Annotated in this window: 23 protein-coding genes; 19 read left to right on the top strand and 4 right to left on the bottom strand. The window is 43.4% G+C overall.

The features are described from left to right. Positions 1 to 77 precede the first annotated feature (77 nt). From ACHFJ9_RS14875 to ACHFJ9_RS14905, 7 genes are all read left to right on the top strand, one after another. Positions 78 to 1400 carry an anaerobic sulfatase maturase gene (locus ACHFJ9_RS14875; RefSeq protein WP_395357304.1) on the top strand — a complete coding sequence of 441 codons (1323 nt, stop codon included), beginning with the start codon at positions 78 to 80 and terminating at the stop codon, positions 1398 to 1400. Between the two features lie 40 nt (positions 1401 to 1440). Further along, a complete protein-coding gene (locus tag ACHFJ9_RS14880) occupies positions 1441 to 2523 on the top strand; it encodes a hypothetical protein (RefSeq protein ID WP_395357306.1) in 1083 nt (360 codons plus the stop codon). 158 nt (positions 2524 to 2681) lie between these two features. Further along, positions 2682 to 3683, top strand: a complete 1002-nt coding sequence (locus ACHFJ9_RS14885; protein WP_395357308.1) for an HAD family hydrolase — start codon at positions 2682 to 2684, stop codon at positions 3681 to 3683. A 187-nt stretch (positions 3684 to 3870) separates the two neighbouring features. After that, positions 3871 to 4644, top strand: coding sequence for a DeoR/GlpR family DNA-binding transcription regulator (locus ACHFJ9_RS14890; protein ID WP_395357310.1), 774 nt, complete (start codon positions 3871 to 3873; stop codon positions 4642 to 4644). A gap of 11 nt (positions 4645 to 4655) precedes the next feature. Then, positions 4656 to 5696, top strand: a complete 1041-nt coding sequence (locus ACHFJ9_RS14895) for an oxidoreductase (protein ID WP_395357312.1) — start codon at positions 4656 to 4658, stop codon at positions 5694 to 5696. Then, a complete protein-coding gene (locus tag ACHFJ9_RS14900) occupies positions 5693 to 6169 on the top strand; it encodes a heme-degrading domain-containing protein (protein WP_005393342.1) in 477 nt (158 codons plus the stop codon). The genes ACHFJ9_RS14895 and ACHFJ9_RS14900 overlap by 4 nt, the downstream gene beginning before the upstream one ends. A 189-nt stretch (positions 6170 to 6358) precedes the next feature. Further along, complete coding sequence (locus tag ACHFJ9_RS14905; RefSeq protein WP_395357314.1) at positions 6359 to 7936, top strand: diguanylate cyclase; 1578 nt, start codon at positions 6359 to 6361, stop codon at positions 7934 to 7936. A gap of 51 nt (positions 7937 to 7987) precedes the next feature. Here the strand turns inward: ACHFJ9_RS14905 and ACHFJ9_RS14910 are convergent, their stop codons facing one another. Then, the gene (locus tag ACHFJ9_RS14910) at positions 7988 to 8545 is read right to left on the bottom strand and encodes a DUF3750 domain-containing protein (RefSeq protein WP_012841873.1); all 558 of its coding nucleotides are present in this window, start codon (positions 8543 to 8545) and stop codon (positions 7988 to 7990) included. Between the two features lie 480 nt (positions 8546 to 9025). Between ACHFJ9_RS14910 and ACHFJ9_RS14915 the strand changes: the two genes are divergently transcribed. The 5 genes from ACHFJ9_RS14915 (at position 9026) to ACHFJ9_RS14935 (ending at position 13360) form a co-directional block, all read left to right on the top strand. Further along, the gene (locus ACHFJ9_RS14915; RefSeq protein WP_226421637.1) at positions 9026 to 9388 is read left to right on the top strand and encodes a hypothetical protein; all 363 of its coding nucleotides are present in this window, start codon (positions 9026 to 9028) and stop codon (positions 9386 to 9388) included. A gap of 35 nt (positions 9389 to 9423) precedes the next feature. Beyond that, entirely contained in the window at positions 9424 to 9900 is a 477-nt protein-coding gene (locus ACHFJ9_RS14920; RefSeq protein WP_258586876.1) for a GNAT family N-acetyltransferase, read from the top strand. Positions 9901 to 10140: 240 nt separating this feature from the next. Beyond that, a complete protein-coding gene (locus tag ACHFJ9_RS14925) occupies positions 10141 to 11559 on the top strand; it encodes an SLC13 family permease (RefSeq protein WP_005394158.1) in 1419 nt (472 codons plus the stop codon). A 3-nt stretch (positions 11560 to 11562) separates the two neighbouring features. Next, positions 11563 to 12900, top strand: coding sequence for a sensor histidine kinase (locus ACHFJ9_RS14930; RefSeq protein WP_395357317.1), 1338 nt, complete (start codon positions 11563 to 11565; stop codon positions 12898 to 12900). Beyond that, positions 12887 to 13360, top strand: a complete 474-nt coding sequence (locus tag ACHFJ9_RS14935; protein ID WP_047008729.1) for a response regulator — start codon at positions 12887 to 12889, stop codon at positions 13358 to 13360. Before ACHFJ9_RS14930 ends, ACHFJ9_RS14935 begins: the two co-directional genes overlap by 14 nt. A gap of 128 nt (positions 13361 to 13488) precedes the next feature. Here ACHFJ9_RS14935 and ACHFJ9_RS14940 read toward each other — a convergent pair whose 3' ends face one another. Then, positions 13489 to 15192 (bottom strand): putative bifunctional diguanylate cyclase/phosphodiesterase, encoded by a 1704-nt coding sequence (locus ACHFJ9_RS14940; RefSeq protein ID WP_006741581.1) that lies wholly within the window; start codon positions 15190 to 15192, stop codon positions 13489 to 13491. Positions 15193 to 15678: 486 nt separating this feature from the next. Between ACHFJ9_RS14940 and ACHFJ9_RS14945 the strand changes: the two genes are divergently transcribed. The 4 genes from ACHFJ9_RS14945 (at position 15679) to ACHFJ9_RS14960 (ending at position 20376) form a co-directional block, all read left to right on the top strand. Next, a complete protein-coding gene (locus ACHFJ9_RS14945) occupies positions 15679 to 16896 on the top strand; it encodes an HD-GYP domain-containing protein (RefSeq protein WP_005394162.1) in 1218 nt (405 codons plus the stop codon). A 192-nt stretch (positions 16897 to 17088) separates the two neighbouring features. Continuing rightward, positions 17089 to 17712 carry a LysE family translocator gene (locus ACHFJ9_RS14950; RefSeq protein WP_053807364.1) on the top strand — a complete coding sequence of 208 codons (624 nt, stop codon included), beginning with the start codon at positions 17089 to 17091 and terminating at the stop codon, positions 17710 to 17712. A gap of 214 nt (positions 17713 to 17926) precedes the next feature. Further along, positions 17927 to 19471, top strand: coding sequence for a YjjI family glycine radical enzyme (locus tag ACHFJ9_RS14955; protein ID WP_203346376.1), 1545 nt, complete (start codon positions 17927 to 17929; stop codon positions 19469 to 19471). A gap of 23 nt (positions 19472 to 19494) precedes the next feature. Next, positions 19495 to 20376: a YjjW family glycine radical enzyme activase gene (locus ACHFJ9_RS14960; RefSeq protein ID WP_395357320.1), complete on the top strand. Its 882-nt coding sequence runs from the start codon at positions 19495 to 19497 to the stop codon at positions 20374 to 20376. A gap of 24 nt (positions 20377 to 20400) precedes the next feature. Here ACHFJ9_RS14960 and ACHFJ9_RS14965 read toward each other — a convergent pair whose 3' ends face one another. Further along, positions 20401 to 21339, bottom strand: a complete 939-nt coding sequence (locus ACHFJ9_RS14965) for a LysR family transcriptional regulator (RefSeq protein WP_048626349.1) — start codon at positions 21337 to 21339, stop codon at positions 20401 to 20403. Between the two features lie 414 nt (positions 21340 to 21753). Between ACHFJ9_RS14965 and ACHFJ9_RS14970 the strand changes: the two genes are divergently transcribed. Continuing rightward, a complete protein-coding gene (locus ACHFJ9_RS14970) occupies positions 21754 to 22524 on the top strand; it encodes a TerC family protein (RefSeq protein WP_170902060.1) in 771 nt (256 codons plus the stop codon). 160 nt (positions 22525 to 22684) lie between these two features. Then, positions 22685 to 23287 carry a 2OG-Fe(II) oxygenase gene (locus tag ACHFJ9_RS14975; protein ID WP_395357323.1) on the top strand — a complete coding sequence of 201 codons (603 nt, stop codon included), beginning with the start codon at positions 22685 to 22687 and terminating at the stop codon, positions 23285 to 23287. 60 nt (positions 23288 to 23347) lie between these two features. On the opposite strand, the gene ACHFJ9_RS14980 is transcribed toward ACHFJ9_RS14975, so the two are convergent. Continuing rightward, complete coding sequence (locus ACHFJ9_RS14980) at positions 23348 to 24613, bottom strand: HD domain-containing phosphohydrolase (RefSeq protein WP_053807368.1); 1266 nt, start codon at positions 24611 to 24613, stop codon at positions 23348 to 23350. A gap of 625 nt (positions 24614 to 25238) precedes the next feature. On the opposite strand from ACHFJ9_RS14980, the gene ACHFJ9_RS14985 reads away from it, so the two are divergent. Beyond that, complete coding sequence (locus tag ACHFJ9_RS14985; protein ID WP_395357325.1) at positions 25239 to 26432, top strand: iron-containing alcohol dehydrogenase; 1194 nt, start codon at positions 25239 to 25241, stop codon at positions 26430 to 26432. The last annotated feature ends 58 nt before the right edge of the window (positions 26433 to 26490 follow it).

Consider the following 26490-nt stretch of genomic DNA (forward strand, 5'->3'; position numbering starts at 1 on the left):
ATCATCACCCTAGGCGATTAACTCGATGATTAGGTTTGACATCATTGGGGACAGGTTAGCAACTAAGAAGGTGATGAATGCACATAACTCAAGGGCCTCAGTTCAACGGAAAAGCATCTAAGCGTTTACATGTGATGGCAAAGCCCATTGGTGCTGCTTGCAACATCGATTGCACTTATTGTTATTACTTAAGCAAACAAGATTTGTTGGAATATAAGCAAGGGTGCTCGCCAATAATGGATGACGAAACCTTAGAGAGCTATATCCGCCAATACATCGAAGGGCAGAACACACCTGAAATTATCTTCTCTTGGCAAGGTGGAGAGCCAACCATGCTTGGGTTGGATTACTTCAAAAGAATTGTTGAATTACAAGATAAATACCGCCCTCATGGTATTACGATCTCTAATGATCTTCAGACTAATGGCACGCTTCTTAATGATGAGTGGTGCGAGTTTCTAAAAGCGAACCACTTTCTCGTCGGTTTAAGCATCGATGGCCCTGAGATGATGCACAACGCTTACCGAACAAACCGAGCGGGAAGAGGTACATTTAAACAAGTAATGAACGCCGTTGAGCTATTGCATAAGCATGAAGTGAAGTTTGCAACGCTCACGTGTGTGAACAACTTGACCAGTCGTAACCCTTTGGAAGTGTATCGCTTCTTACGAGATGCAGTATGTTCGCCTCAAATGCAGTTTATTCCAATTGTTGAGCAGAAAACTTTCAGAACAACAGCGCCACAAACTTGGAAGCCCAATGAGCAACTAATGCAAGGTGATAAACGTCTGATTCCCGGCCATAAGGATTCGGTTGTCGAGCCATTTTGTGTGGCGGATGAAGCATGGGGTAACTTCCTTATCGCGATATTCAATGAGTGGGTCGTGCATGATATTGGTAACGTTTTTGTACAGTATTTTGAAGCAAGTTTGGAAACATGGATGGGAAGAAAAAACCCACTATGCACGCTAGGTGAAATCTGTGGCAAAGGTTTAGCAATGGAACCAAACGGTGATGTCTTTGCGTGTGACCACTATGTTTACCCGGAATACAAGATCGGAAATATTCACCGCGAAAAACTCGATACTCTCGCTTATAGCCCTGACCAGCAGAAATTCGGATTTGCTAAAAGTCGCACACTGCCTCAGCAGTGTGTTAATTGCGATTATCAGTTTGCATGCTTTGGAGAATGCCCTAAAACCCGCTTTATTCGCACCAGAGAAGGTGAGCCCGGCCTTAACTATCTATGTGCAGGTTGGAAGAAGTTTTTTGCGCATGTCGACAAATCAATGGCGTACATTTTACGAGCGATGGGCAACCCTGTGGTACACGGCAAATACAGTGATAAGGCTTTGCACCTGAAAGCGTCTAATCGACCTGTTTTTGACACTAAGTTCTAAGATTCAACTGGTCCAGTTTTATAAAAATAAGGTCTCATCAATGCAAAAGATAACGCGTTTTACGAAGTCACTTTTAACGTTCACGATGAGTGTAGCGTTAAGCCAAGGTGCTTGGGCTCAGGATAAACCTCTGCTCAATTCAGATAAAGTTTCATCCGTTGAGATAGCATCTCAAGAAGAACCTATGACGCCAGCACAGCAAGTCGAAAAATTGTCTTATGATGCACAAAACAAGAAGTTGTCTTCAGAAAAGCGTATTGATGCTTTACGTGAACTAGCCAACTACCCCAGCCAAAACGCTTTGGTTGCCGTCGCTCGTGGTTTGAAAGATGCAGATGCTGGAATTCGTGAAGCAGCAATTGTAGGAGCTCAACCCTATATGATAGAGCATCGCTGGCGTCTGGTTTCCCCGTTGCTAAGTGATGACGATGCAATGGTTCGAATTACCGCAGCGATAAACTTGGTTCGAGATTACGCCAGTTTAAGTTCGGAGCAGCAACAGTCACTTGAAGGCGCGGTGACTGATTTAACATCCTACTTGTCGCAGAAAACTGACAACGTTTCTAGATTACTCCTTGCCGATGTATATCGTTGGCATCGAGAGTGGGACAAAGCGGCATTGATTTATCCAGAGCTAACCAAGCTGATGCCAAGTAACCCGCAAGTCTGGTTAAGCTATGCGGACAATTTTCGAGCGCAACAAAAAGATCGACAAGCTATCCAAGTACTTGATGAAGCAATCACACTTTTTCCTGATAACGCTGCTTTGCATTACTCGAAGTCATTAGCGCTAGTAAGACTTGGTGAGAAGCATGATGCCGCTAGCGAAATTGAAAAGGCCGCTAATATGGCGAAGAACAACAGTTATTTTTGGTACTTAAATGGTGTTCTGCAAGAAGAGTTAGATCTTAAAAAATCTGTGGACGCTTTTGAAAAAGCTTATTTGATCTCTGGCGCGCCGGAGCAGCTTTATGCAGTGTGTGATATCTACATTCGGTACGATAACCCCAAGTCTGAACAGTGTTTAGCGGAACTTAAGAAAGTGGCTCCGGATTACGTGATTGATGAGCTTAATCAGAAAAAGGGGCGTCAAAATACTTCAGAGCAGGTTGACGCCAGTTAACTCAACACTTTATCGGTAATCTTCTTTAATTGAAGTGTGTTTTGGTTACGGTGTCACTTTGTGGTGTTGTTGCATATGTTGCTCTGAATTGCGCTTGTTAATCGTGAACTATACTTTCATTTGGATTTGCATCCCGTACCTCAATATAAGGAATTAAAATGGCTATAAAGTTAAAGGTGATTGTCCTTGCGACAAGTTTTGCTCTGTCTAGCTATAGCATTGCTGCTGATGTGCAAGATCCTCTGCCGTCATGGAACAACACCGGTGCGAAGCAAGCTATTATGGCGTTTGTTACTAAAACGACGACTCAAGGCTCGGACGCTTATATTCCTGAAAGCCAAAGGATCGCTACGTTTGATAATGACGGGACGCTGTGGGCAGAAAAACCCGTTTATCTACAGCTGTTTTTTGCGATCGATAAAGTGAAAGAGATGGCCTCTGAGCATCCTGATTGGAAAACAACAGAACCTTTTGCTTCGGCAATAAAAGGTGACTTGGAGGGGGTTGGCAAGCAAGGCCTTGAAGGTGTGATGAAGCTTGTTATGGCGACTCACTCCGGAATGTCGACTGATCAGTTCCATCAAGAAGTGAAGGAGTGGATGAAAACGGCCGTGCATCCTACGACGGGAAAGCCATACACTGAAATGGTTTATCAACCGATGCTTGAGTTACTCGACTACTTGAGAGTAAATGACTACCAGACCTATATAATTTCTGGAGGTGGCATTGATTTCATGCGTGTTTGGGCACCAGAAGTGTACGGGATCCCAACGCAAAATATCGTTGGGACGACATTAAAAGCGGAGTATCAGGTTGTTGATGGAAAGCCAACGATTCAACGCTTGCCAGAAATTGATTTTGTGAATGATAAAGCGGTGAAGCCTGTCACGATTCAGAACTTCATTGGTAAGCGCCCGGTGATGGCATTTGGTAATTCTGACGGTGACTTACAAATGTTAGAGTGGACTAAAGCGGGGTCTGGCCCACGATTTTCAGCGGTTATCCATCACACGGATGACAAGCGTGAATGGGCGTATGATAAAGACTCTCACGTGGGGAAATTAGACAAATCATTTAAAGTGGGTGAAGAGCAAGGTTGGTTGTTTGTCGATATGAAACAAGATTGGAATCAAGTTTTTAAAGAAGCCATGAAAAAGTAGCGACCCAGCCAACGCAAACATTACACCAAAAATTTTTTGATAGGGGGTGATGAGCAAAACGCTCTTCATCTCCTCAACTTAACAATTCTGTTTGGTATCAGCATAAGCAAATATTGCGTGCGTCCATATTGGTTATTTGATTGCTGTGTGGCATTATTGCTTAAAATCACTTAAGTGAATTTAAGTAATGACGCAAGAAGAGCGATTGATAGAACTCAGAGCCAAGCTAGAGCTACAAAACAAAATAACGTTATCGGAAGTTTGCGAGTATTTTGGCATTTCGCGAGATTCAGCGCGTCGAGACTTAGTCAAGTTGAGCCAACTACCGGGATTACAAAGAATCCGAGGTGGCGTCATGCTTGCCCCGATATCTTCCTCTACAGAGGCGTACTCCAGTCGAGCAATTAGTGACACTAAGCATCGCCTCGCTCAAGCGGCCGCTAAGCTTTTGGATGAGCGTGACCACCTTGTTATTGATACCAGTACTATCTTATCTTTGCTTCCACTTTACGTAGAAAAAGCACGCTGTGAAGAAGATAAGCTCAACGCGGTCACCAACAGTATTGACGTACTAATCGCTGCTGAAAAAAATGAATCAATGGACGTCCATTTCTTAGGTGGACACTTTGACCCCTACGCCAGAGCGATCTTGGGTGCACAAGCAGAACAGCAAATGAAGCAATATCATGTGAATAAGGCGTTTATTGGTGTGTGCGCGTTGTCATCCCGAGGGTTGACGACAAATAATGAGCTAGAAGCAACCATGAAACAAACTATGATAGAGCAAGCTCAGCAAGTCATTGTCGTTTGTGAATCCCGCAAAATTGGAAGCGACAATTTTCACCATGTATGTGATTTGTCAAAGATCGACATCATTATTACCGATCATGCCCCTCAATCAGATTTTCAACAACTTCTCGACCACAATGATATTGAATGTATTATTGTTTCACCGAAATAAGGAATCTTAGTATGGCTTACGATCCCGTAAAGACCGCCGTGATTGGTTACGGATATTCAGCAAAAACTTTCCACTTACCCTTCATTAAAGCACTGCCAAACTTGACGTTGAGCGCAATAAGTTCTCGTCAACAGGAAGCGGTCCAAAATGATTGGCCAGATACTCAGTGGTTTGCTGATGCCAATACTTTACTCGATGACAGTGACGCTGAGCTTGTGATCATCACTGCGCCAAATGATGTGCACTACGAGCTCGCAAAGCGCGCGTTGAACAATGGGAAACATGTCATTGTCGAAAAACCGTTTGTAACGCGCATAGAAGATGGGAATGAGTTGATCGCCTTAGCAGAAGAAAAAGGATTGGTTCTGAGCGTTTTTCATAATAGGCGTTGGGATGGCGATTTTCTCACTGTTAAATCGCTTATCGAACAAGGTAAGTTAGGTGATGTGAGGCTGTTTGAGTCGCACTTTGATCGCTACCGTCCTGAAGTTCGTCAACGCTGGCGAGAGCAGGCTCAAGATGGCGGTGGTATTTTATTCGATCTTGCTCCCCATCTTCTCGATCAGGCCTTGGTGTTATTTGGTTTGCCAGATGCGATAGACGCACAGTGTCGAATGATGCGTCCGGGCGCGACGACGATTGATTACTACAACTTAGTGCTTCATTACCCAGACCATATTGTGCATTTACATTCAAACTTATACAGCCCAGAACCAAACCTGCGTTATAAAGTATTGGGTACCGAAGCTAAATATGAAAAGTTCGGATTAGATCCTCAAGAAGGCTACTTAAAAGAAGGCCGATTACCGGAAAACGATGCTTGGTCAGAAGAGGACGAGGCGTTATACGGTGTCCGCTACGACGAAGACGGTGCGCAAACCATCAAAACGGAGAGAGGTGCATATCAAGCTTATTTTGTTGGTGTAGCAGATGCCATTCGTTTGGGGACTGATAACCCGGTTCCTGCCGTTCAAGCAGTACAGAATATCGCTCTGATTGAGATGGCATTGGAAAGCAGTAAAACGGGTAAAACGATTCAGGTGAAATCATGAGCTTAACGCTTGAGCTCGTCGCTCAACAAGAGCATGAGCTTCAATTGAAAGAGTTTAACCACCAAGTAGCGTGGTCTATTGGTTTGGCTCTAAAAGAAGCGGCGGAAGCCTGTGACGCGGCTGTGGCTATTGAGGTCTACGGTTTTGGACAAACGCTATTTCAATACGCGATGACAGGAACGTGCGCTGACCATTTGGATTGGGTTCGTAGAAAGCGAAACTCAGTATTGAGATATGGTCGCAGCTCTTACTACCTCTCGCTATACAATAAGCAAAAGCAGCGTGATTTTGAAAATCAGCCACATCTCGATGCGCGTGAGTATTGTGCTCATGGTGGCGCGTTCCCAATTCGAATCATGGGTTCTGGTTTAATTGGGGTTGTGACGGTATCGGGTTTACCGCAGTTAGATGATCATCAGCTTGTTGTCGATGTATTAAAGACAATGGTAATGACCAGCACAGAGCTTGCTTAAAGTTGTGCGATATTACAGTGGCACGGCATTTATTTTGTGTCACTGAATTCTCTTATTAGCTCATTTTGCGTCCTATTATGTGAGAAAATATTTAATATTGCTCCCAACTTCCTACCTGAAAATTAAATCGATTTCATATAACCTATACGCTCATTCATACAAAAAGCCATCGAAGCTGGCAGTTGGCAAATGTCCTTTAGAAGAAAAGAAAAACTTAATCTTAGAAACCTTATTGTAATCCTGTGTGTTTTCAGTGTGCTTGTCACTTTGATCAATGCGTTTTATTCGATCTATCGAGTGCAACGAGATCTCATCATCAATAACACGTTAGAGTCCAACCGCGTTTATGCGCAAAAAATGTCAGAAATGACGGACTCTTTCATAGAAAGCTCAATGTCGCAGCTAAAATACAGTGCGAACTTGCTACAAGATAAGATGCACGATGCTCAGTTTCTGGACGAAGAGGCGGAGAGGCTGAGAAAGCAAACCAAATCATTCAACTCTGTGGTTGTCGTTAATGCGAAAGGCGTCATTATTTCTGTATCACCAGAGACACTTCAGGTTAAAGGTGTAAAGCTCGTTGGTGAAAGAAAACGTCAATCTTTAAATGCTCAAGCGCCCGTTGTCACTGAGCCATTCATCTCACCCGCAGGTAATTATCTGTTAACGATCTCATACCCTATATTTTCTCAGTCCAATGAATATTTAGGCTATATCGGCGGTACTATTTATTTAGAGAAGGACAATATTCTTGCTGAATTACTTAGCCAGCATGCTTACAAAGATGGCTCTTTCCTTTACGTTGTGGACGAAAGCAATACGCTGATCTACCACCCAGATAAATCGCGGGTTGGTGAAGTGATCAACGATAATATTGCAATTAACGCCGTGACAATGGGTCAGCGTGGTAACAAAGAAATAGTGAACTCTCGTGGTGTTGAAATGCTAGCAGGGTATGCACCAGTTGAATCATCAGGGTGGGGAATTGTCGCTCAGCGCCCGAAATCAATGACGTTAATGGTGCTAGATGAGCAGATGTGGAGTGTATTTTTCAAATCGATTCCAATTGGTTTATTAACTCTGCTGTTGATCTGGTTCTTCTCTCTACTTATTTCAAGACCATTATGGCAACTGGCTGGCGCTGTTCGGGGAGTGGAAGAACACTCTTCATCTATCGATGATTTGAAGCTGGTTAAGTCTTGGTATTTTGAGGCTTCACATTTGAAGCTCAGTTTCCTCAAAGCGTTTGGTATCGTTTCAAAAACCATTGATAAGCTGCAACTGGATACGCTAACAGACGCGATGACTGGGTTGTTAAATCGACGCGGCTTAGACAAAGTTCTAGGCTTGTTTAAGCAAGAAAACACCGCTTTTTCTATTTTAGCTTTGGATATTGATCATTTTAAGAGCGTCAATGATAACTATGGTCATGATGTGGGTGACAATCTACTCAAAGAATTCGCTCAGTTGATGAAAGAGCAAGCCCGAGCGAATGATCATCTTTGCCGTTCCGGTGGGGAAGAGTTCATGATGTTCCTTGAAGCGACGGATGTTCATCACGCGGTTGATGTCGCTGAGCGGATTAGGCATAACGTAGAAAAACACGATTTCCTGGTCGTTGGTAAGGTGACGGTATCACTTGGTGTTTCTCACTGGAAAGGCAACGATATGCCAATTGAAGCGGTAATGAAAGACGCTGACAACGCTCTGTATAAAGCAAAGCGCAACGGAAGAAATAGAACCGAGTTAGGTGAAGACGCACAATAGGTATAGTGCTATGCGCTGAACGTAAAACGCGCCAGTTACCAAGTTTTTGTTTTACTCGTTGGCGTAGCCGCTACCAATTGCTCTAAATGGCAAGTCGAGTTCTAACTCCGGAATTTGCTTGCCCACCCAAGCTGGGAACGTGTTGCTATTTGGCCCTGGAAACAACGTGTATTCTTCAGCCCAAGGGTATTGGTTGATAACGCTTTGTATTTTTGGGATAAGTTTATCGGCTTTTTCACCTTGTATTGAGAGTATTTTTTCTGGCTTAGCACCGTACCAGTAGCGATCTGGTGTGCCCGTTTGGTATTGATACAGAGCGGGTTGTCCACGATTCACGCGCCACCCGACCACTTCATACACGGTATATTCGTTCGCATTTTCAGGCTTTATCGCAAACCAAGTGTGCACCGCAAACCAGCCTCGCCAACCAAATGCATCTGCGGCATAAAACTCAATTACGGCATGTTTCACATTGGAAGGGTCAGGCGCGATACCGGCAGGTTCTCTGCTTGCGGTACGCCAATCTCCTTGAGTGCATCCACCCATCAAAGCTGCGATTGATATCAAGCCAACTTTTAATAGATGAGTAAAACTGAGAGAGTTTTTCATTGATCGCTCCTAGACCAACCGATGTTAGAAATACTCTATTGATTTTAGCTATAAAATAGGTGCAAGCCTTATTGTTAAATCTTCCCTTCGTTAAAAAGAAGGGAAGGCTAGCGCCACAATATAGGATCATACGTAATAATGAGGTAAGCAGATTTGTAACATGTGGCATAGACAATATTGTCTCTCTCTATTAACTTGCTTAGTTGCGTATGAAAAAGTAAGAGCTTGTACGTATATTGCTTACACTATTTATTACCTTTAAATTCAATAAAAACAATTGCTTGGGTGTTGTTGGGGGCGATTAAATAGGCTGTTTTATCCTCAGCTGCATTGTGATTTCCCCATTTTTAGCGGAATTTCATCGTACATCCTTTTACTGTATTTAGAGACTTGCGTACACCTGTGGCACAATAGGCGATTATTGAGGAGTGCTGTTTGGTAATGCAAATGGCAGAAAAATAACTAGAAATTGAATAACCAATGTTTAAATCAAAAAGTATACTTGCATTATGCATGTTCGCATTTGGCTGTTTTGCCAATCAAGATAGTGAACCAACGTCCGTTGTACTGAACTATGGTGACTCTTCACTCAGTGCTGATATTCAAGCAAATCGAAAATTTCATGTGGTCCAAGATAATGAAAGTGAGCATGTGGAGTTTTCTGGAGGAGTCACGAAGGAATATTCCGATTACATTGTTAATATACATATCATCAGAAAAAGCAAAATACGCAGATCAAGTCGAGAGCTGAATACCACCGTATTGATGAACAGCGATCAGCTTGAAAAGCCTTTAGTGGTTGGTATTGAAAATGATGAGTTCACCAGTATTACTTTGCGTTAATACTTGGTATTTACCGAATAGGAATGGTTGAACCGATGCTCTCAATACGTCGCTATCGCACAGAGGATGCTCCAATATTGTGGACACTTTTTTACCACACTGTACGAGTCATTAATCGTCGCGATTATACCGAATCACAAGTTTCAGCTTGGGCCCCATCAGATTTTGATCTCAATTCATGGCAACGCACAATGGATGTTATTCAACCCTATATTGCGGAAATAGAAGGGCAGGTCGTTGGCTATTGTGATTTGCAAAGTGACGGCTTGATTGACCATTTCTTTTGTCACCATGAATATCAAGGCCAAGGTATTGGTCGTGATTTGATGTCTTTTCTATTTTCACAGGCGAAAGTAAAGGGGATAGAGCGACTGTACTCTGAAGTGAGTATCACTGCCCGGCCTTTCTACGAGAAAATGGGGTTCACAGTTAAGGTTCAGCAACGTGCTGAAGTTAGGGGAGAAACCTTAACTAACTTTATGATGGAAAAGTATATTTCATTGAAATCGTGAGCATTTAGTGAGCTTGAACACAGATATAAAATGTTTTCCAATGTGAAAACAAGTTCATTGATCTCGCACCAAAGTTTTGTTTGAAAACAGTGTGCATAATCTTCTCTGGAACAAGCCATTACTGCATTTTTCGTCTCTGAAGGCTTAGTCAGAGCCTAAAAGCTTCGGTATTGCGGTGGGTAATGGCGTTCCAAACGCCAAACGTGTCTGGCTAACCATCTCAGGAAGAGAAGTAGTACTATGCGCCCTTATCTCAAATACATTATTCCAACATTGATACCATTGCTTATTTGGTTAATGCCCCTCTCTGCATTCCCATTTGATGGCATTACTATCGTCCAGCAGAGAGTGATCGCAATCTTCTTGCTTGCTGCACTCTGTTGGGTGTTTGAACCCATTCCAATCTACGCCACTTCGGTCGTTATCATTGTGCTCGAACTATTGCTTGTTTCGAATAAAAGCATCGTGCTTTTTCGCTTGCAAGAAGGGCAGCCACATTTTGGTGAGCTGTTGCAATATAACGAGATAATGGCGACTTTCGCTAGCCCGATTATTATGCTGTTCCTCGGCGGGTTCTTCTTAGCTATGGCGGCGACAAAGTACAGGCTGGATGTCAACTTAGCGCGCGTGTTGCTAAAACCATTTGGGCAAAACCCAAAGTTCGTTATGTTGGGTTTGATGTTGATCACCGCTGTCTTTTCCATGTTTATGTCAAACACCGCAACAACAGCGATGATGTTGTCGATTCTAACCCCTGTGATTGCGGTATTTGGACCTAAAGACCCCGGTCGAATTGCGTTTGCCTTGTGTATTCCTGTTGCCGCCAACATTGGTGGTATTGGTACACCAATCGGCACGCCCCCGAATGCTATCGCGCTGAAATATTTGGTTGGTGATAACTTAATTACGTTTGGTGAATGGATGGTCTTTGGCGTGCCATTCGTCATTGTGATGATGGCGCTAGCGTGGTTTCTGATTGGCTTTTTGTATAAAGCCGAGCAAACCACCATTGATCTGAATATTAAGAGCAAGTTTTTGAAAACACCAAAAGCGATGATTGTCTATGTCACCTTCGCAGGTACGATTATTCTCTGGTTGATGGGGTCAGCACATGGGATGAACTCTTACACAGTGGCATTAATTCCGGTCGCGGTATTCTCATTGACGGGCATTATCAACAAGGAAGATTTGAAGAAAATTTCTTGGGACGTGCTTTGGTTGGTGTCAGGTGGTATCGCTCTGGGTCTTGCTCTGGATAAAACAGGGCTTGCGAAGCTGGTGGTACACAGTATTCCGTTTGATCAGTTCTCGCCATATGTGGTCTTGTTTGGTGCGGCTTTCTTGTGCTTGTTAATGGCAAACTTTATGTCGCATACGGCCACTGCAAACTTACTTATGCCGATTATGGCTGCGCTAGGTACCTCGATGACTTCGTTAACGCCATTGGGTGGAGAAGTGACGCTGATCTTAGTCGTGACATTTGCCGCGTCACTCGGTATGTCGTTACCAATCAGTACGCCACCAAACGCGTTAGCTCATGCTACTGGGCATGTCGAAAGCAGCCAAATGGCTCGTATCGGTGCAGTACTGGGCGTGATTGGTGTATTACTTAGTTTTGTTATGGTTTGGATTTTACATACCGTTGGGCATATTGGGTAACCCATGTACGAAACGAAACTAGATGCGTTAGTACAACGCTATTTTAACCATCTTGAACGCCGATTAACGGTTTTATCCGGATCGGTGCTGATCGAGCAAGCTGGCTACAACGATCGGTTGTACTACGTGCTTTCAGGAGAGTTGGCTGGCTATTATGCGGAAGACGACAAGAAGCCAATTCAGGTATTTTCTGCGTCTCAAGGTGCGTTTATTGGCGTACATAGTTTCTTTTCTGGTACATGGACGGCCTCTTCGACAGTTATTGCTCAAACCGACGTTGAACTGGCTTGGATACAGCGTGATACGCCCGCGGTGGAAGAGGTGACATACGGACCATTGACGACACAATTTATGCCTGTGATGGTGAACGAGTTATCTCGGCGTCAACGGCGTGCAATGCAAGAGGCCTTGGCTAAAGAAAAAGCGTTACAAAAGCTGCATACCGCAGAGCAAATGACAACGTTAGGACAGCTTGCTGCGGGTATTGCTCATGAGTTGAACAATGCTATTGGTGTGGTAAGCAGTAAATCAGAGCGACTCGAGTCGGTCATCATGGAATTGCTTGAAGAAGTTCATCCGGAAGCTAGTCAGTTTTTTGATTTTGGTTTGATGCAAGGACAGAAAGTCTCTTCCAGCGAAGCGAGAAAGCGGGGGCGTCATTTCGAAAAATATTACGGCTTACCCAAGGATCTCGCGCGTGATCTCGCACGTGCCGTTCCAAATAATTTCCTGTCGGAGCATTGGTTAAAAAGACCCGAAGAAGCGATACGTTTCTGGCAAATGGGGCGAGACCTTCATGATTTGCGTATTGCCTCTAAACATACTGTTGGCATTGTACGTTCAGTGAAACAATTGGGGCGTACGGATATCGATTTGGATGAAGCGTTTAATATTAATGACTCAATCAATCGAGCGCTGGCCCTATTGCAAAGTGACTTAAGACGCGTGAGCGTACGTTTTAGCCCAGCGGAGTTGCCGGACTTTGTCGGCTCTCAAACCGAACTCGTCCAAGTTTGGGTCAATATTTTAAAGAATGCGTGTGATGCACTTGGTCAAACCGAAGAGCCGGGGATCGAAATACATACTCGAGAGAGTAAGGGGAAAATTTTGGTCACGATTGCTAACAACGGACCAGAAATCGATGAAGCGACACGCAGAAAAATTTTCCGGCCAAACTTCACCACTAAAAAGGGTGGGTTGTCGTTTGGTTTAGGATTAGGGCTGTCGATTGTGAAACGCATTATCGCCGGATATAACGGCTCTATTGTGGTAAAGAGCGACAGTGAAAAAACAATTTTTAGAATCAAGTTACCAGTAGAGGGTGAACATGGAGAAGCTTAATGTAATTTGCGTTGATGACCAACGAGAGGTATTAAGCGCGGTTCTACAAGATTTAGAGCCGTTACATCAGTGGTTGAATATCGAAGACTGCGAATCCGCAGGTGAGGTTCTAGAACTGATGGATGAGCTTGATGCAGAAGGCGAGATGATCGCATTAATAATTTCCGATCATGTCATGCCAGGTAAAACAGGAGTGGAACTACTGACAGAGGTATCACAAGACAGTCGTTTTGTTCGCACACGTAAAGTGCTTCTGACGGGGCAGGCGACGCACACGGATACCATTAATGCGATTAACTCCGCAGGTATTGATCGCTATTTTGAGAAGCCATGGCAAGCGAGCCAATTGATTGAGTGCGTTAGAAACTTGGTGACTCAATATATCTTTGATATGGGCTTAGATTACACTCAATATCACGAACACTTAGATCAGAGTGTTGTTTTTGAGCGCCTACGTTAATCAAGGCTCTCTAAGGTTGTTTTCGTCACGGCCAGTTAGTGTCTGAAATTTACTGTGAGTAGTTCAGCATGCTTAACGTGGCCGTGCGGAATAGCATTAATTCTGGGATTATTTCGCCGAAGAACGGTTTAGCTCAATGAATAGCGACTGGCACTGGCAACAGAGAGTGGTTTAGAGAACCAATAACCTTGCAAATAATCGACGCCCATCTCGGAAAAGAAGTCACACATTTTTGCGTCTTCGATGCCTTCTATCACCACTTCAATATTGTTTTCCTGACACATAGTGATAAGAAACTTCAAATACTCTTGAGAAGAGCGATTGGTCAGTGTCTTCCATGCCATCGACTTATCAATTTTGATTTGTGTCATCGGCAAGTCGAAGAAGCTATTTAATGAACTGTAACCAGAGCCAAAGTCATCGAGCGAGAGTGCAAAACCTAACTCCCTGAGCGTGCTTAGGGGGGCAATAGCCGTCTGGTTATTATCTAAAATAAACGTTTCTGTCAGTTCCAAAACAATAGACTCGGGGTCAACGCCTGCTTCATCCGCCATGGCTTTAATTCGCGTAGGGAATTCGCTGTTCATCAACTGAAGTACAGAAACGTTCACGTTAACACGAACTTGGTTTTGGTAACGTTCACGGTAGTTTTTGATGAATTCACACGCTTTGGCAAATACTTGATATCCTAGTTCGACGATCAATCCTTTGTTCTCTGCGACGGGGATGAATTCGTCAGGATAAATTTCGCCAAACTCTTTGCTACGCCAGCGCACTAGTGATTCGAAGCTCACCACTTTTGAGCTTTTGGCGTCAATAATTGGCTGGAACTTAACACTTAATGTCTGTTTTTCTAGCGCACTTTTAAGACCTTGCTCAATAAAGAAGTAGCGATCAACGGCATGCTGCGTCTTCTCACTGTAGACCGCGACGCGGTCTCTATTTTGTTCGCTCGCGTACTGACAAGTTCTTGCCGCTTTACGTAAAATTTCCTCTGCGGAGTGACTAGGATCAATACAAGGATACAAACCAATGCTAATGTTGCTACCTAGGTATTGGCCTTCTTCAATCACCGCTTCATGGTAGGTTTGTTTTAAACTTTCGGCGTAACTCTGTAGCGCTTCTATTGAGCACTCATCGTGAATCAAAATCGCAAAGTCATCATCATGCACGCGATACACCGAGCTGTTTGGAGAGGGCAAGTGACTGAGAGTTTGTAGCAACTTCTCTACTAACCCATCGACCAGTTCGCTTCCATATTGATTCAAGTAAGATTTGATGTCTTCGATCTGAATATAACAAATAGACGCGCAAGAATCGGTGGTACGTACACTGTCTTCGATATCCAGCAAGAGATGGGCGCGGTTAGCCATGCCTGACGCGTTGTCATGAAATGCAACTTGATGGATGTAACTTTCCATCAGCTTACGCTCAGAAATATCGCGATGGCTGCCAACCATGTAATGGCCATGTTCTGTTTCTTTGGTCATGGCTACGCCTTCTATCCAGACGTATTGTCCATTGGGTTTACGAACTCGGTAAGTGGTTGTAACCCTCGTATTGTTGGTCGTGATGTGCGCATCGACCCTTGTGGACAGCCTTTCTCGATCAAGAGGATGAACAAGTTCTAGCCACTGCTCTAAACTGATTCGGCCAGCGTTAATACCGAGCTGTTCATAGAAGCCTTTGTTGTAAAATACCATGGTACCAAACTCATCCATGTAGAAGAGGCCTTCGTTAAATACGTCGAAGATATGAATGAATCGTTCTTCAACGATTTTCAGGAACTCTCGGTCACTATCTGAGGCTTGTTGGTCAAATATGGTGGTCAAGATATTTCCTCCTCGAGCGTGTTAGCATCAGAGATGAGTGTGGGGGTTTGATAACATAGAGTTGATCTGTTGGCGTACATTACAATCACAAAAGTATCAGTTCAAATTGTTTGGCTATCATTTTATGCGCTACTAGGTTAATAACATACTAAGATTAGGCGGCTAATCATCGACATTTATAAAAAATAGTCAACAGTAAAAATCATTTATAAAATACAGTTATTGATGCTGTCCGCAATCTATAAATATTTATGAATAATTATCCTCAAGTTATTTTAAGACGTGTCGGTTAGAGGTTCTGTTCTTGAGTGTCATATCTGTATATTTGCTAGGCTAAAGACCATATTAACAAAAAGGGCTTAGTGATCGCGATGGGTTATTAATTGACAGGATGCTCATTAATAGTAATCAATTCTAATTTATTATCACGCCAATTAATCAAATCTCTTATAATACTGCCGTTAATATCGAGTAAGCTTTCTTTTTATGCAGTACGATCCAAAAAATTCAATCAAAATTGCGCTCGCTGATGTCGGCGTTGGTATGTTTGTTACCGCGATAGAGCACAACAAGCGCGTAAATTTAGCCAATGCAGGGCGGATATCTAGCCCAGAGGGCATTAAGAAGCTTACCGCGAGCGGCGTGAAGTATGTTTGGGTAGATCAAACATTATCTTCTCAGAAATGTGTCTTTAAGCCTGTGGATGAATCCATTGTTGCCGTAGAAGAGGAGCGAGAGCCCAAGTCCTCTGACTTTTCGAAGGTTCAACGCGCTTATCGCTCGAGAGATGTTCAACATAAACGAGCCAAAAAGCTAATTGCGGAAGCAAAAGATCTGGCGCAGAAACTATTGAATCAAACTTTTGAAGGCAAAATCATTGAAGTTGATGAGGTAGAAGCTTGGGCCGATGATGTCATTGAAAGCGTTTTTATCGACTCAGATGCGTTGCAATGTGTTTCTGCACTCCGAAAAAAAGACTCCTACTTGCTGGAACACTCCGTCAATGTGGCTTGCCTTTTAGTATCATTTGGTAAGTACTTGGGGTTAGATAAGCAGACACTTAAGCAGCTCGCTATTGGTGGCATCATTCATGATGTAGGTAAAATTAAAGTTGATGACAAGATTTTGCATAAACCAGCAAAGCTAACACCTGAAGAGTTTGAACACATGAAGCTACATCAAGTGTTCGCTGGTGAGATTATTCTCCATGTAAAGGGCCTTAGTGATGTGAGTCGCGATGTTTGTTTGATGCATCATGAGAAGTTAGATGGCAATGGTTACCCTAGAGGCTTGAAAGGCGATGAGATTCCGATTCACGGCCGCATGAGTTGTATTGTTGATATTTACGATGCATTGACGGCCGATCGCTGCTACAAAAAAGGCATGAGCTCAGCAGAGGCGTTTAAAATCTTGTTGAGTTTAACGCCATTTCATTTAGATGCAGACCTAGTCTACAAGTTCATTAATTGCGTTGGGATGTACCCAGTGGGCTCTATTGTTGAGTTGAGTGATGGGCGTGTTGGTATTGTTTGGTCCTCAAATGACTCTCAAGCTTTAAAGCCAGAAGTGAAGTGTTTTTACTCACGCAAATATCAGCGTTATATCGATGTGGCGATGGTCGATTTGAAAAATAGTCTACACAAAATAGAAAGAGCAGTCGCTCCGTCATCGTTAGAAATCGATCCCAAGCCTTTTTATGATTAAGAAAAATAAACATGCTTTACAACCTTGCATGCAGAGCGTATTTTGATTGCATAACTATCTATTAATGGTTTCTAAATTATGTAGGGATTAGGTGGTTATTAAAGAATCGAGTTTCATGGATGGAAACTGAGCTAGGAATATCTCAATAAAGATTGAGATACAACCCTCTACTTTTTGCGGGAAGGGATGCCAATGCAAATTGATACATGGATTTTTTACACTCTGGCCGTTTTGGTGCTTACTGCATCGCCTGGGCCAAGCTCGTTGCTGTGTTTAAGTAAAGGTGTGAGCAGTGGGTTTCGTATTGCCCTCATGACTGCGCTAGGCAGTTTATCAGCGATCACTATTATACTAACGCTTTCTTTTACCGGGTTAGGGGTTGTGATTGCCTCATCTGAGCTGGTCTTCAATATCATCAAATGGTGTGGTGCCGCTTATTTAATCTGGTTAGGCATTCAAGCGCTGCGCTCTTCTCAAACGGATTTTGACAAAACGGCAGCCGTCCAAAGCTCCTCGAATGCGCTCAGTGCGTTCACCAGTGGTTTTATTGTTGGCGCTAGTAACCCGAAAGCGATTGTCTTTTTTACCGCTTTGTTTCCTCAGTTCATTGATCCCTCTGCGCCTTTGTTGGCTCAATACGCGATTTTTGCATCTACATTTGTGGTGTTTGAGCTAAGTTGGCTAACATTTTATGCATTATTAGGTGTAAAAGCTTCAGACTGGCTGTTTGTCGCTGGAAGAGCCAAGTTGTTCAATCGCCTGACTGGCGGAGTATTTATTAGCGCGGGCGTCATGTTGTCGACGGCAAACCGATGAGAAAGCGCGTGTTCGGTGCATGGTTGGGTTATTTCAATAGCGTAAGTTGCAATAACCTAATTTAGCGTTAGCTTATTTCCATTATGGAAATAGACGTTTTGTTTATTTTCATTAGTGGCAACAGGTAAGCCGGAGTAAAATCACGTTACTCTTTAGGGGTAGAATCCATGTTTTATCTTGTGGGTTTGTGGTTACTTTTTCAGGGACATCTCAGATGAAAAGCCTTTCTGAACTACAACAACGTTTTCTAGACATTGCGACTGATGTTCGTCTTTCTCCAAAACAAAAGTCGAACTTTTTGGCCTTGGAGGCGGAAGCATGTATTCCTTACATGTCGATTTCCCCATCGCTAAGACAAGCAATGGATGAAGGAATCATCTGTGATATGTTTGAAGGCCATGCACCTTTCAAACCACGCTATGTGCTGCCTGATTACGCTAAGTTCCTATCGCAAGGCTCTGAGTATCTAGAGTTGCTTCCAGCTGCCGATTTCGATGATGCGCTGAATATGCTCACCATCATTTACCATCATGTTCCATCGGTAACGAATATTCCGGTGTATTTAGGTCAGTTGGATGATGTCTTGCTGCCTTACATAGGCGACCTAACAGAGAATCAAATTTACAAAAAGTTAAAACATTTTTGGATCATGTTGGATCGCACATTGCCAGATGCGTTTATGCACGTGAATGTCGGACCGACAGACAACATTATTTGTCGCACTATTTTAAAAGTGGACGCCGAGCTCAAGCAGATTGCGCCAAATCTTACGTTCATGTACGACGAGTCGGTCACGCCTGATGATTTACTTCGTCAAGCGACGCAGAATATTTGCGAGTGTAGTAAGCCTCATATTGCCAATTACCCTGTGCACTCGAAAGCCTACAGCGGTTCACGTTTTGGTATTGTAAGTTGCTACAATTCACTGCCACTGGCTGGTGGTTCAAACACGCTGGTGCGAATGAACCTAAAAGGAGTCGCAGAACGAGCATCGGATTGTAACGACTTCTTAAACAGTGTTTTACCTCTATACCATCAATTAATGGTTGAGTTGATGGACGCTAGAAGTACGCACTTGCATGAAAAGTCCAATTTCTTTCAAGGATTTTTGACGCAAGAAGGGTTGATTGAAGAGTCCCGTTTCGCACCAATGTATGGCATTTATGGTATGGCAGAAGCGGTGAATCTTCTGTTCGAAAAAGAAGGCCAAACGGGGCAGTACGGAAAAGATGAACGTGCGAATGCCTTTGCTCATGATGTTTCAGCCACACTGGCGAAACTAGTGGAGTCAACCCCAGTGAAATATGGTTTGGATGGCAAAGCGCTCTTACATGCTCAAGGTGGTATTAGCTTAGATCTTGGCGTTACGCCAGGTGTGCGTCTTCCTTATGGCACGGAGCCAGACCCTGTCACTTATGTACAAGCAACAGCTGAGCATCACCAGTATTATCGTGCAGGTATCAGCGATATTTTGACGATTGATGAAACGGTGAAATCAAACCCAGAAGCGATGTTCAATTTGTGCAAAGGGGCATTAAATGCTGGTTATCGTGAGTTTACCGCGAATGTGGCCTCAAATGATTTGATTCGCGTTACGGGATACATGGTCAAACTTTCTGATATCGCAAAATATGATGCAGAAGGTTCGAGAACCAATACGACGTTTCTGGGAGTAGAGGCGGCAAAAAATACTGGGATTTTAGACCGCTCACCACGTGTGGTGAGTCATGAAATGACACCGACCTACACGCAGGCGTAAAGGTCGGTTTAGGAAAGAACAAGATGTCTAGACGAAGTGGAAGCCTTTTGGCAAAAGTCACTCGTATCCTTCCTTTCTCTTGTGTTGATGGGCCAGGAAATCGTCTAGTCATCTTTCTACAGGGTTGTAACTATCAGTGTTTGAACTGTCATAACCCTCATACAATAAACCATTGTAATCACTGTGGTGATTGTGTGAGTGAGTGCCCGGCAGACGCACTGAAGTTCGACGAAAACAACAACGTTGTTTGGCTTAAAGAGGAGTGCACCCACTGCGATCATTGTATAGAGATATGTCAGAACCAATCTAATCCAAAAATTGCTGACTACTCTGTGGTAACAATGCTCGATTTGATACGCAAGCATCGCTTTTTCATCAGTGGTGTTACAGTATCCGGTGGGGAATCTACCTTACAACTTCCTTTCATTATTGAGCTGTTTAAAGGGATGAAGCAAGATCCTGAGTTACAGCACCTTTCTTGTTTCATCGACAGCAATGGCTCTTTATCAGTGACAGGTTGGCAGCGTGTGCTTCCTTTTCTGGACGGTGCGATGATCGATTTGAAATCGTGGCAGACAGAGACGCACCAGTGGCTAACTGGGCGTGATAATCATCGTGTATTCAAAACGCTTCAGTACCTTGCAAAGCATGAAAAATTGTATGAAGTTCGGTTACTGCATATTCCAGGGAAAAGTGATTTAGATATAGAAATCGTAGCGATTGGGCGCTATTTGAGTACTTTACCTAAATCGGTGCTTATCCGTTTAAATGCATTTCAACATCACGGAGTCATGGGGGAGGCGCTAACCTGGGATGCGTGCTCTCGCCATGATATCGAACGCTTAAAATCAGAACTTTTACGTTACGTGAGTAACCCCATCGCAGTGCCGACTGTACTCACGTAATGCAGTTTTGATTCGTTATCTTACTCACGCATCGCACGCGTCTAGCATGGCACAGGCATCGAGCAATTGTTTTTGTAGCCATTTTAAAGCCGGATCGTTCAAGCTCGCTTTGTTCCAAACGAGGCTGTAGGCTACCTGTCCATAATCGAATGGAAGGGATTGTTCAACCAAGCCTTTTGCTTGCATGGCCGCCCTTGCCCAAAGTTTGGAACAGGTGAACAAGTAATCTGAGTGCTGACACATCACTGCAGCTGAACCAAAATCCGCTACACGCATAGCCATATTTCGCTTCGAGTGCCTTTGTGTGAGGTTCTGCTCGAAATAAGGTTGTGAGAGATCTTTATCATGAATCCCAATGTGTCTTGCACAGAGGTAGCTTTCAACAGACAAAGGCTGTTTAGAGAGTGGATTTGATGATCCCATTAAACAAACCATTTCGTCTTTCAGAATGGTTTGCCATACCAAGTCTTTGTTTTGCGTGGGCGGCTGACTAAGATCGTGTGGAAGCAGCAAAAAGTCCACTTGGCCTCTTACCAACGCATCGAAACTCATTTCCTCTTTTGCATGCACATTCAAATGTGCATGATTGCCGAGTTGCTGAGATAAATGCTGTAGAACTGGCGCAAAAAGCTCAAACGAACTTTCGCGCATAGCTAATGAGAAACTGCCCTGATAGTAAGCTGGATTAAATGAGCCCTGATGTAATAATCCATTCATGCTAGAGAGTATGCCATGGATCGAGGGGCCAATGTGCAGCGCAAATGCCGTTGGTACCAAGCGAGTACCATCGCGATAGAAAAGGTCATCTTTCAGCGTTTCACGTAATTGCCCAAGTGTTTTACTGACGCTCGAAGGTGTTACACACAGGCGCTCTGCGGCAAGCGTAACACTGTGAGTGGTTAACAACATATGCAATACAGTGAGATGTTTTAGGCTAATGCGTGAAAGAGCAATGTAGTCCATAAATATCATGGTTTCTTATGATTTTTGGCAGTATATCAGGATGAAACAAATTTTTACTATTGTTTATCTCGTAAATGAGCATCTTTCGCTTTGAGCTCAATGTATTTAACGTGTTGCGTAAAAATAATTTGAGCTTTGTAAGAGTAAAGAACTCTCTTGGATTTGTTAGGTCTTTGGCGTTTTTCTTTCTTCAATTTTAGAATTTCTATTTTATTTATCTTTCTAGTGCGAGGGCTGAATAGTTTGTGTACGAATGAAAGCCGTCATTACCTATTAAAAATAGCCATTGTGTTGTTGATTGTTTGGTGATTTACTCAAGATCCTTAAGTAACAGAGGTATAAATAATTAATGGACGACCCCTTTAGTCGACAGAACCCTTCACCGTATGTCTTCCCATCACTGGAGGCGTACTCATGTTAGAACTTTTCATGCAACCAGAGGCTTGGGCGATTTTTGCCACTTTGTTTGCGCTTGAAGTTGTCTTAGGCGTTGATAACGTCGTTTTTATCTCCGTCCTATGTGAAAGATTGCCACTGCATCAACGTAAACTGGCAAGAAACCTTGGCATCGGCCTTGCCGTTATTGCTCGTATTGCATTGGTTTTTTCTATCTCTTGGATTATGCAGTTGACTCAACCACTGTTTTCCGTCGTAAACCAAGCGTTTACCGGAAGAGACGTGATCATGATCGCGGGTGGTGCATTCCTATTGGCAAAAAGCCTGAAAGAGTTGTGGAGCTGGTTAAATCACAATGAATCTGGCCACTCGACTCATGCTCGTACTGGATTAGCGGTAGTGCTGCTGCAGATTGTTGCTGTGGATGCGGTATTCTCAATGGACTCGGTGATAACCGCCGTCGGTTTGACAAGTGATGTCCCGCTTATGGTCGCGGCGATTGTCTCGTCTGCAATCGTGATGGTAATGACTGCTGAAAAAATCAATAATCTGGTGACGCGCTATCCCGGCTTTAAAACGTTGGCACTGCTGTTCCTCGTTTTATTGGGTGGCTTATTGATGGCAGAAGGCTTCGCAATTCATATCAATAAAGGTTATGTGTACTTTGCGATGGCATTTGGTTTGATTCTGGAACTTTGTCATATCCAGCTAAAAAACAAACAGCGTCCTAGCATTAAGCGTCTTCGTCCGTTGCGAATTCGAGCAACGAGATTAGACGTTCGTCAATAATAAACGACATTGCCGCTCACATGAGCGGCATTTTTGTATCTTGTATCGTCTATTTTAATTCTCGTTTTGCTTCGTTGTCGTCTCGATAAAAAATCGCATTTGTTGTTGTGTCGCAGATTTTTTATATAGAGCGCCCAACTAACACGAGTGAACGAAAATAATGAATAAAATGATCGATGCGTTAGCAACCAATGGCTATTACATCTGGGATGATTTTCTTTCTGAACAAGAGGTGGCTCAACTGCGAGATTGCATTCCAAGCAACTGGAAAAAAGCACGTATTGGTCGTAACGATGATGTTACTCGTATTGAATCTATTCGTAGTGACAAGATTCAATGGTTATCGCCAAATATGGGGCATGCTGTTACTTCTTACTTGGATAAAATGGAAGAGATCCGCCAAGAAGTGAACCGTCACTTGTTTCTTGGACTTTTTGAGTACGAAGCTCATTTTGCCAAGTACGAGAAAGGGGACTTCTACCAAAAACATTTAGATTGCTTCAAAGGTAACGAAAACCGTCGATTGACGACCGTTTTTTATATGAACGAATCCTGGACGGAAGAAGACGCGGGTGAATTAGTAGTATACGATTTGAATGACAATAAAATTGCAACCATTCCCCCATGCTCAGGGCGTTTGTTCGTATTCTTATCAGAGCAGTTCCCACATGAGGTGTTACCAACCAATGCCGAGCGTTTTAGTATCGCTGGTTGGTTCAGAATCAATGGTGTGCGAGATAATTTACTTGATATTGCTAGGTAGCTATTTGTCGGCCTAGTCTTATCATCCTAAAAAGGGGGCGTGTGTTCGCCCCTGTTTTGATTAAACGTCGGTTGAGAGTTCGTAACACTCTGTCATGTTTCGTTCTAATACCGCATAAACGTTAGAGCAGAGCTCCTCTTTGGCTATTTGCTCACCCATAATGTCGGCGATCTGTGTTTGAGTCATTCGTCCTCGATAGGGGCGATCTTGAGACAGGGCTTGGAAGACATCCGCGACAGCAATGATACGCGATGGAACATCGAGCTCGTCGCCTGTTTTGTGATAGGGATAGCCCGAGCCGTCTAAACGTTCATGATGATTGGAAGCCCACTCCGCTATTTTCGCGTTAGGGAAGACCTTATGCAATGCGAGCTGAGTATCAATGGTATGGCGTTTAATGCGTGTGTACTCTTGTTTGTTTAGAGAGCCTTCTTTGTGAAGGATTTCATCTGGTGTTTTTAACTTTCCAATATCATGCACCAGCCCCGCAATATATAACATTTCTTGGTCGTGCTCGTTTAGCCCAAGCTTAATTGCTAGATAACGAGATAATTCCGCTACTTTTTGTGAATGTTGATAAGTGAACGGGCTCTTTGCATCGACAATTTGAGCGATAAACATTCCCAAACTGTTCATATCTTGGATGGTTAATTGTTTTTGAAGCCAATCAATGCTTTTAAAATTTAGGCCTATGGTTTCAATATTTTCCGACTCCATCGCGAACCAAAACGCGTCGGTCATGACGAGTTTAACCATTGCTTCGGCCATGCTTGGATTAAACAAGGTTCCAACGTTTGCCATGATGCACTCAGCAATCAATTCCTCATGAAGCGTGACAATGTCACAGTGGCAGTTCATGACGTATTTTGAGCGCATAAAATCAAGGCGGTCTGATAAGTAGAGCAGGGCGGCCACCTCTTTTTCAAAAGGCGGTAAATCGAGCTCTTTTAGTTCGCTCCAATGTGTATGGTGGTAAAGAACTGGTGTCGCAAATTGGCGCAACAAACGACACTGCTTGAGGCTTCGGTACCCTCTTAAGCAGTGTGTTTTCACGTCTTGTGGCACCAGCTCTCCAAGTAACATTTTATGTTCTTGTGTTTCGGAGACTCCACAGTCGTGGATCATACCCGCGAAGTAACAAAACTCCGCTTTTTCTGGCTCCCAACCCATGACGCGAGCACATTGGTAAGCGATATAAGCGACACGATGGCTGTGGTGAGTATCGTCAACACCGACATAATCGAGTGCTCGAGCAACCCAGATAAGTGCTTGTTTTAGATCGACTTCAAAGCCCGTGTCCGTATGGGAATGGCAAGAATGATTCATGGTTTATACCGACATTGCTAATTAGCCCACGCGAAACCCAAATCAGAAGGTGATAGGAAAATTGGGTACGACAGCGAATAGACCCCAAAAAGGTGGGCGTTTAGACGTAGTTTTAATTATGGGGCGGATAATAATCCTAGTTGCATAACAATATCACCTGAAGCTCATGATTAAGAGTCAGTTATTTGAACTAAGTATTAGTTTTGAAAGATTATTGTTGCTTTTATTGACTTATTTGAAAACGACAATAAATCATGATGTAACGCATTCTTATTTGTATTTTTATAAGTGATGTTCGGATTAGATTACTGATATACCGTACAGTTATGTGATTAAGCAGAATCCATATTTTTGAGTTTGTATGAATGATAAGGCACCTTCAATAACCACTTTATGATCGGCAAAGCCGAAGGGGGGTGAGTTATTAAGGTAACGCTAATGGAAAGTCATAAAAAATAATTTTCTCTACAGCTCACATGGTGTGGGGAGATCAAGATAACGGTATTGCTCCCTCAGCAGCATTTATGTGTTGATGAAATGACTTAATTAAAAAATGTGTGATTGCAAAGTAAGCATAGGTGATAAAAGTAGCTAGAATGATAGCTCTAAATGAAAAGGATTTCGTATGTTGAAGCATCGCTTATATCGGACTTACACCGCAGGGCTAAAAATAGCGGCTCTTATCCTTCCTATGCCGAGACCAACCTTGTTTTCCGGGCCCGGTTCGGTGAATGAGCTATTAGAATCGATGACCGAACTGGGATTTAAACGCGTCTTATTAGTTACCGACGAAGGGTTAGTCCAAGTCGGTATTGTCGATAAGGTGCTCAAGGCGGCAGCACAACTCGATTTACAGTTAGATGTTTTCTCGAAAGTGCAGCCCGATCCTACCTATGATCAGGTAGAAAGCGGTCTAGAGGCTTACCATCGTTTTCATTGTGAGGGCATATTAGCTTTGGGTGGTGGCTCGGCAATGGACTGCGCAAAGGTCATTGCTGCGAAAGTTACCAATAAACGGCCAATAAAAAAGTTAGCTGGGCTATTGAAAGTATGGCGAATGCCAGCGCCTCTGTTTGCTATTCCAACGACCGCAGGAACAGGAAGTGAGGTCACCATCGCCGCGGTCGTATCAGATCCCTCCTCACACATTAAAACCCCTTTGATGGATCCAAAGTTGGTGCCACTAATGGCAGCTTTAGATGCGAACTTAATGATTGGTTTACCTCCTAAGATCACGGCTGATACTGGCGTTGATGCATTAACTCACGCTATTGAGGCGTATGTGTCGAGAAATGCTACTCAAGAAACTAGGGCTTATTCTGTTGCCGCCATTAAGTTAATTTTTAAGCATCTTCCTCGGGTCGTAGCACAAGGGGATGATGTTGAAGCTCGACATAAAATGGCCATGGCATCCTACTACGCAGGTTTAGCATTTACGAAAGCGAGTTTGGGTTATGTTCATGCGTTTGCTCACACATTCGGTGCGAAATATGGAATACCTCATGGCATGGCAAACGGATTAGCCTTGTTACCTGTGCTGCGCTTTTCATTATCAGAGATAGAGCCTCAACTAAGAAAACTCGATGCGTTGACGGCCGAAGGGCAGTCAGGTGAGGCGAGTGCTCAACACTTTTTGACGCATGTGGAGTCTTTGTTTGCAAGCATTGATATTAAGCAGACAAGTGCACTCATTCAGCGCGAAGATGCTGATGCGCTTGTAGATTTAATTCTGAAAGAGGCGCACTGGAATTACCCTGTCCCTAAGTTCATGAGCAGGGAAGAATGTACTCAGCTATTGTTGGATATTAGTGGTGTGTAAGTTTTTATTTACACTTGTGGTTTTTTATCCTTACACTTTGCTTGATCTTCTGCTGAAG

Origin of the sequence: Vibrio sp. D3 (assembly GCF_043995865.1) — a bacterium.
GTDB classification, from domain to species: Bacteria; Pseudomonadota; Gammaproteobacteria; order Enterobacterales; family Vibrionaceae; genus Vibrio; species Vibrio diabolicus.

Coding starts and splice junctions, on each gene's coding strand:
- ACHFJ9_RS14875 (WP_395357304.1), top strand. CDS start 78: ATGCACATAACTCAAGGGCCTCAGTTCAACGGAAAAGCATCTAAGCGT.
- ACHFJ9_RS14880 (WP_395357306.1), top strand. CDS start 1,441: ATGCAAAAGATAACGCGTTTTACGAAGTCACTTTTAACGTTCACGATG.
- ACHFJ9_RS14885 (WP_395357308.1), top strand. CDS start 2,682: ATGGCTATAAAGTTAAAGGTGATTGTCCTTGCGACAAGTTTTGCTCTG.
- ACHFJ9_RS14890 (WP_395357310.1), top strand. CDS start 3,871: ATGACGCAAGAAGAGCGATTGATAGAACTCAGAGCCAAGCTAGAGCTA.
- ACHFJ9_RS14895 (WP_395357312.1), top strand. CDS start 4,656: ATGGCTTACGATCCCGTAAAGACCGCCGTGATTGGTTACGGATATTCA.
- ACHFJ9_RS14900 (WP_005393342.1), top strand. CDS start 5,693: ATGAGCTTAACGCTTGAGCTCGTCGCTCAACAAGAGCATGAGCTTCAA.
- ACHFJ9_RS14905 (WP_395357314.1), top strand. CDS start 6,359: ATGTCCTTTAGAAGAAAAGAAAAACTTAATCTTAGAAACCTTATTGTA.
- ACHFJ9_RS14910 (WP_012841873.1), bottom strand. CDS start 8,545: ATGAAAAACTCTCTCAGTTTTACTCATCTATTAAAAGTTGGCTTGATA.
- ACHFJ9_RS14915 (WP_226421637.1), top strand. CDS start 9,026: ATGTTTAAATCAAAAAGTATACTTGCATTATGCATGTTCGCATTTGGC.
- ACHFJ9_RS14920 (WP_258586876.1), top strand. CDS start 9,424: ATGCTCTCAATACGTCGCTATCGCACAGAGGATGCTCCAATATTGTGG.
- ACHFJ9_RS14925 (WP_005394158.1), top strand. CDS start 10,141: ATGCGCCCTTATCTCAAATACATTATTCCAACATTGATACCATTGCTT.
- ACHFJ9_RS14930 (WP_395357317.1), top strand. CDS start 11,563: ATGTACGAAACGAAACTAGATGCGTTAGTACAACGCTATTTTAACCAT.
- ACHFJ9_RS14935 (WP_047008729.1), top strand. CDS start 12,887: ATGGAGAAGCTTAATGTAATTTGCGTTGATGACCAACGAGAGGTATTA.
- ACHFJ9_RS14945 (WP_005394162.1), top strand. CDS start 15,679: ATGCAGTACGATCCAAAAAATTCAATCAAAATTGCGCTCGCTGATGTC.
- ACHFJ9_RS14950 (WP_053807364.1), top strand. CDS start 17,089: ATGCAAATTGATACATGGATTTTTTACACTCTGGCCGTTTTGGTGCTT.
- ACHFJ9_RS14955 (WP_203346376.1), top strand. CDS start 17,927: ATGAAAAGCCTTTCTGAACTACAACAACGTTTTCTAGACATTGCGACT.
- ACHFJ9_RS14960 (WP_395357320.1), top strand. CDS start 19,495: ATGTCTAGACGAAGTGGAAGCCTTTTGGCAAAAGTCACTCGTATCCTT.
- ACHFJ9_RS14965 (WP_048626349.1), bottom strand. CDS start 21,339: ATGGACTACATTGCTCTTTCACGCATTAGCCTAAAACATCTCACTGTA.
- ACHFJ9_RS14970 (WP_170902060.1), top strand. CDS start 21,754: ATGTTAGAACTTTTCATGCAACCAGAGGCTTGGGCGATTTTTGCCACT.
- ACHFJ9_RS14975 (WP_395357323.1), top strand. CDS start 22,685: ATGAATAAAATGATCGATGCGTTAGCAACCAATGGCTATTACATCTGG.
- ACHFJ9_RS14980 (WP_053807368.1), bottom strand. CDS start 24,613: ATGAATCATTCTTGCCATTCCCATACGGACACGGGCTTTGAAGTCGAT.
- ACHFJ9_RS14985 (WP_395357325.1), top strand. CDS start 25,239: ATGTTGAAGCATCGCTTATATCGGACTTACACCGCAGGGCTAAAAATA.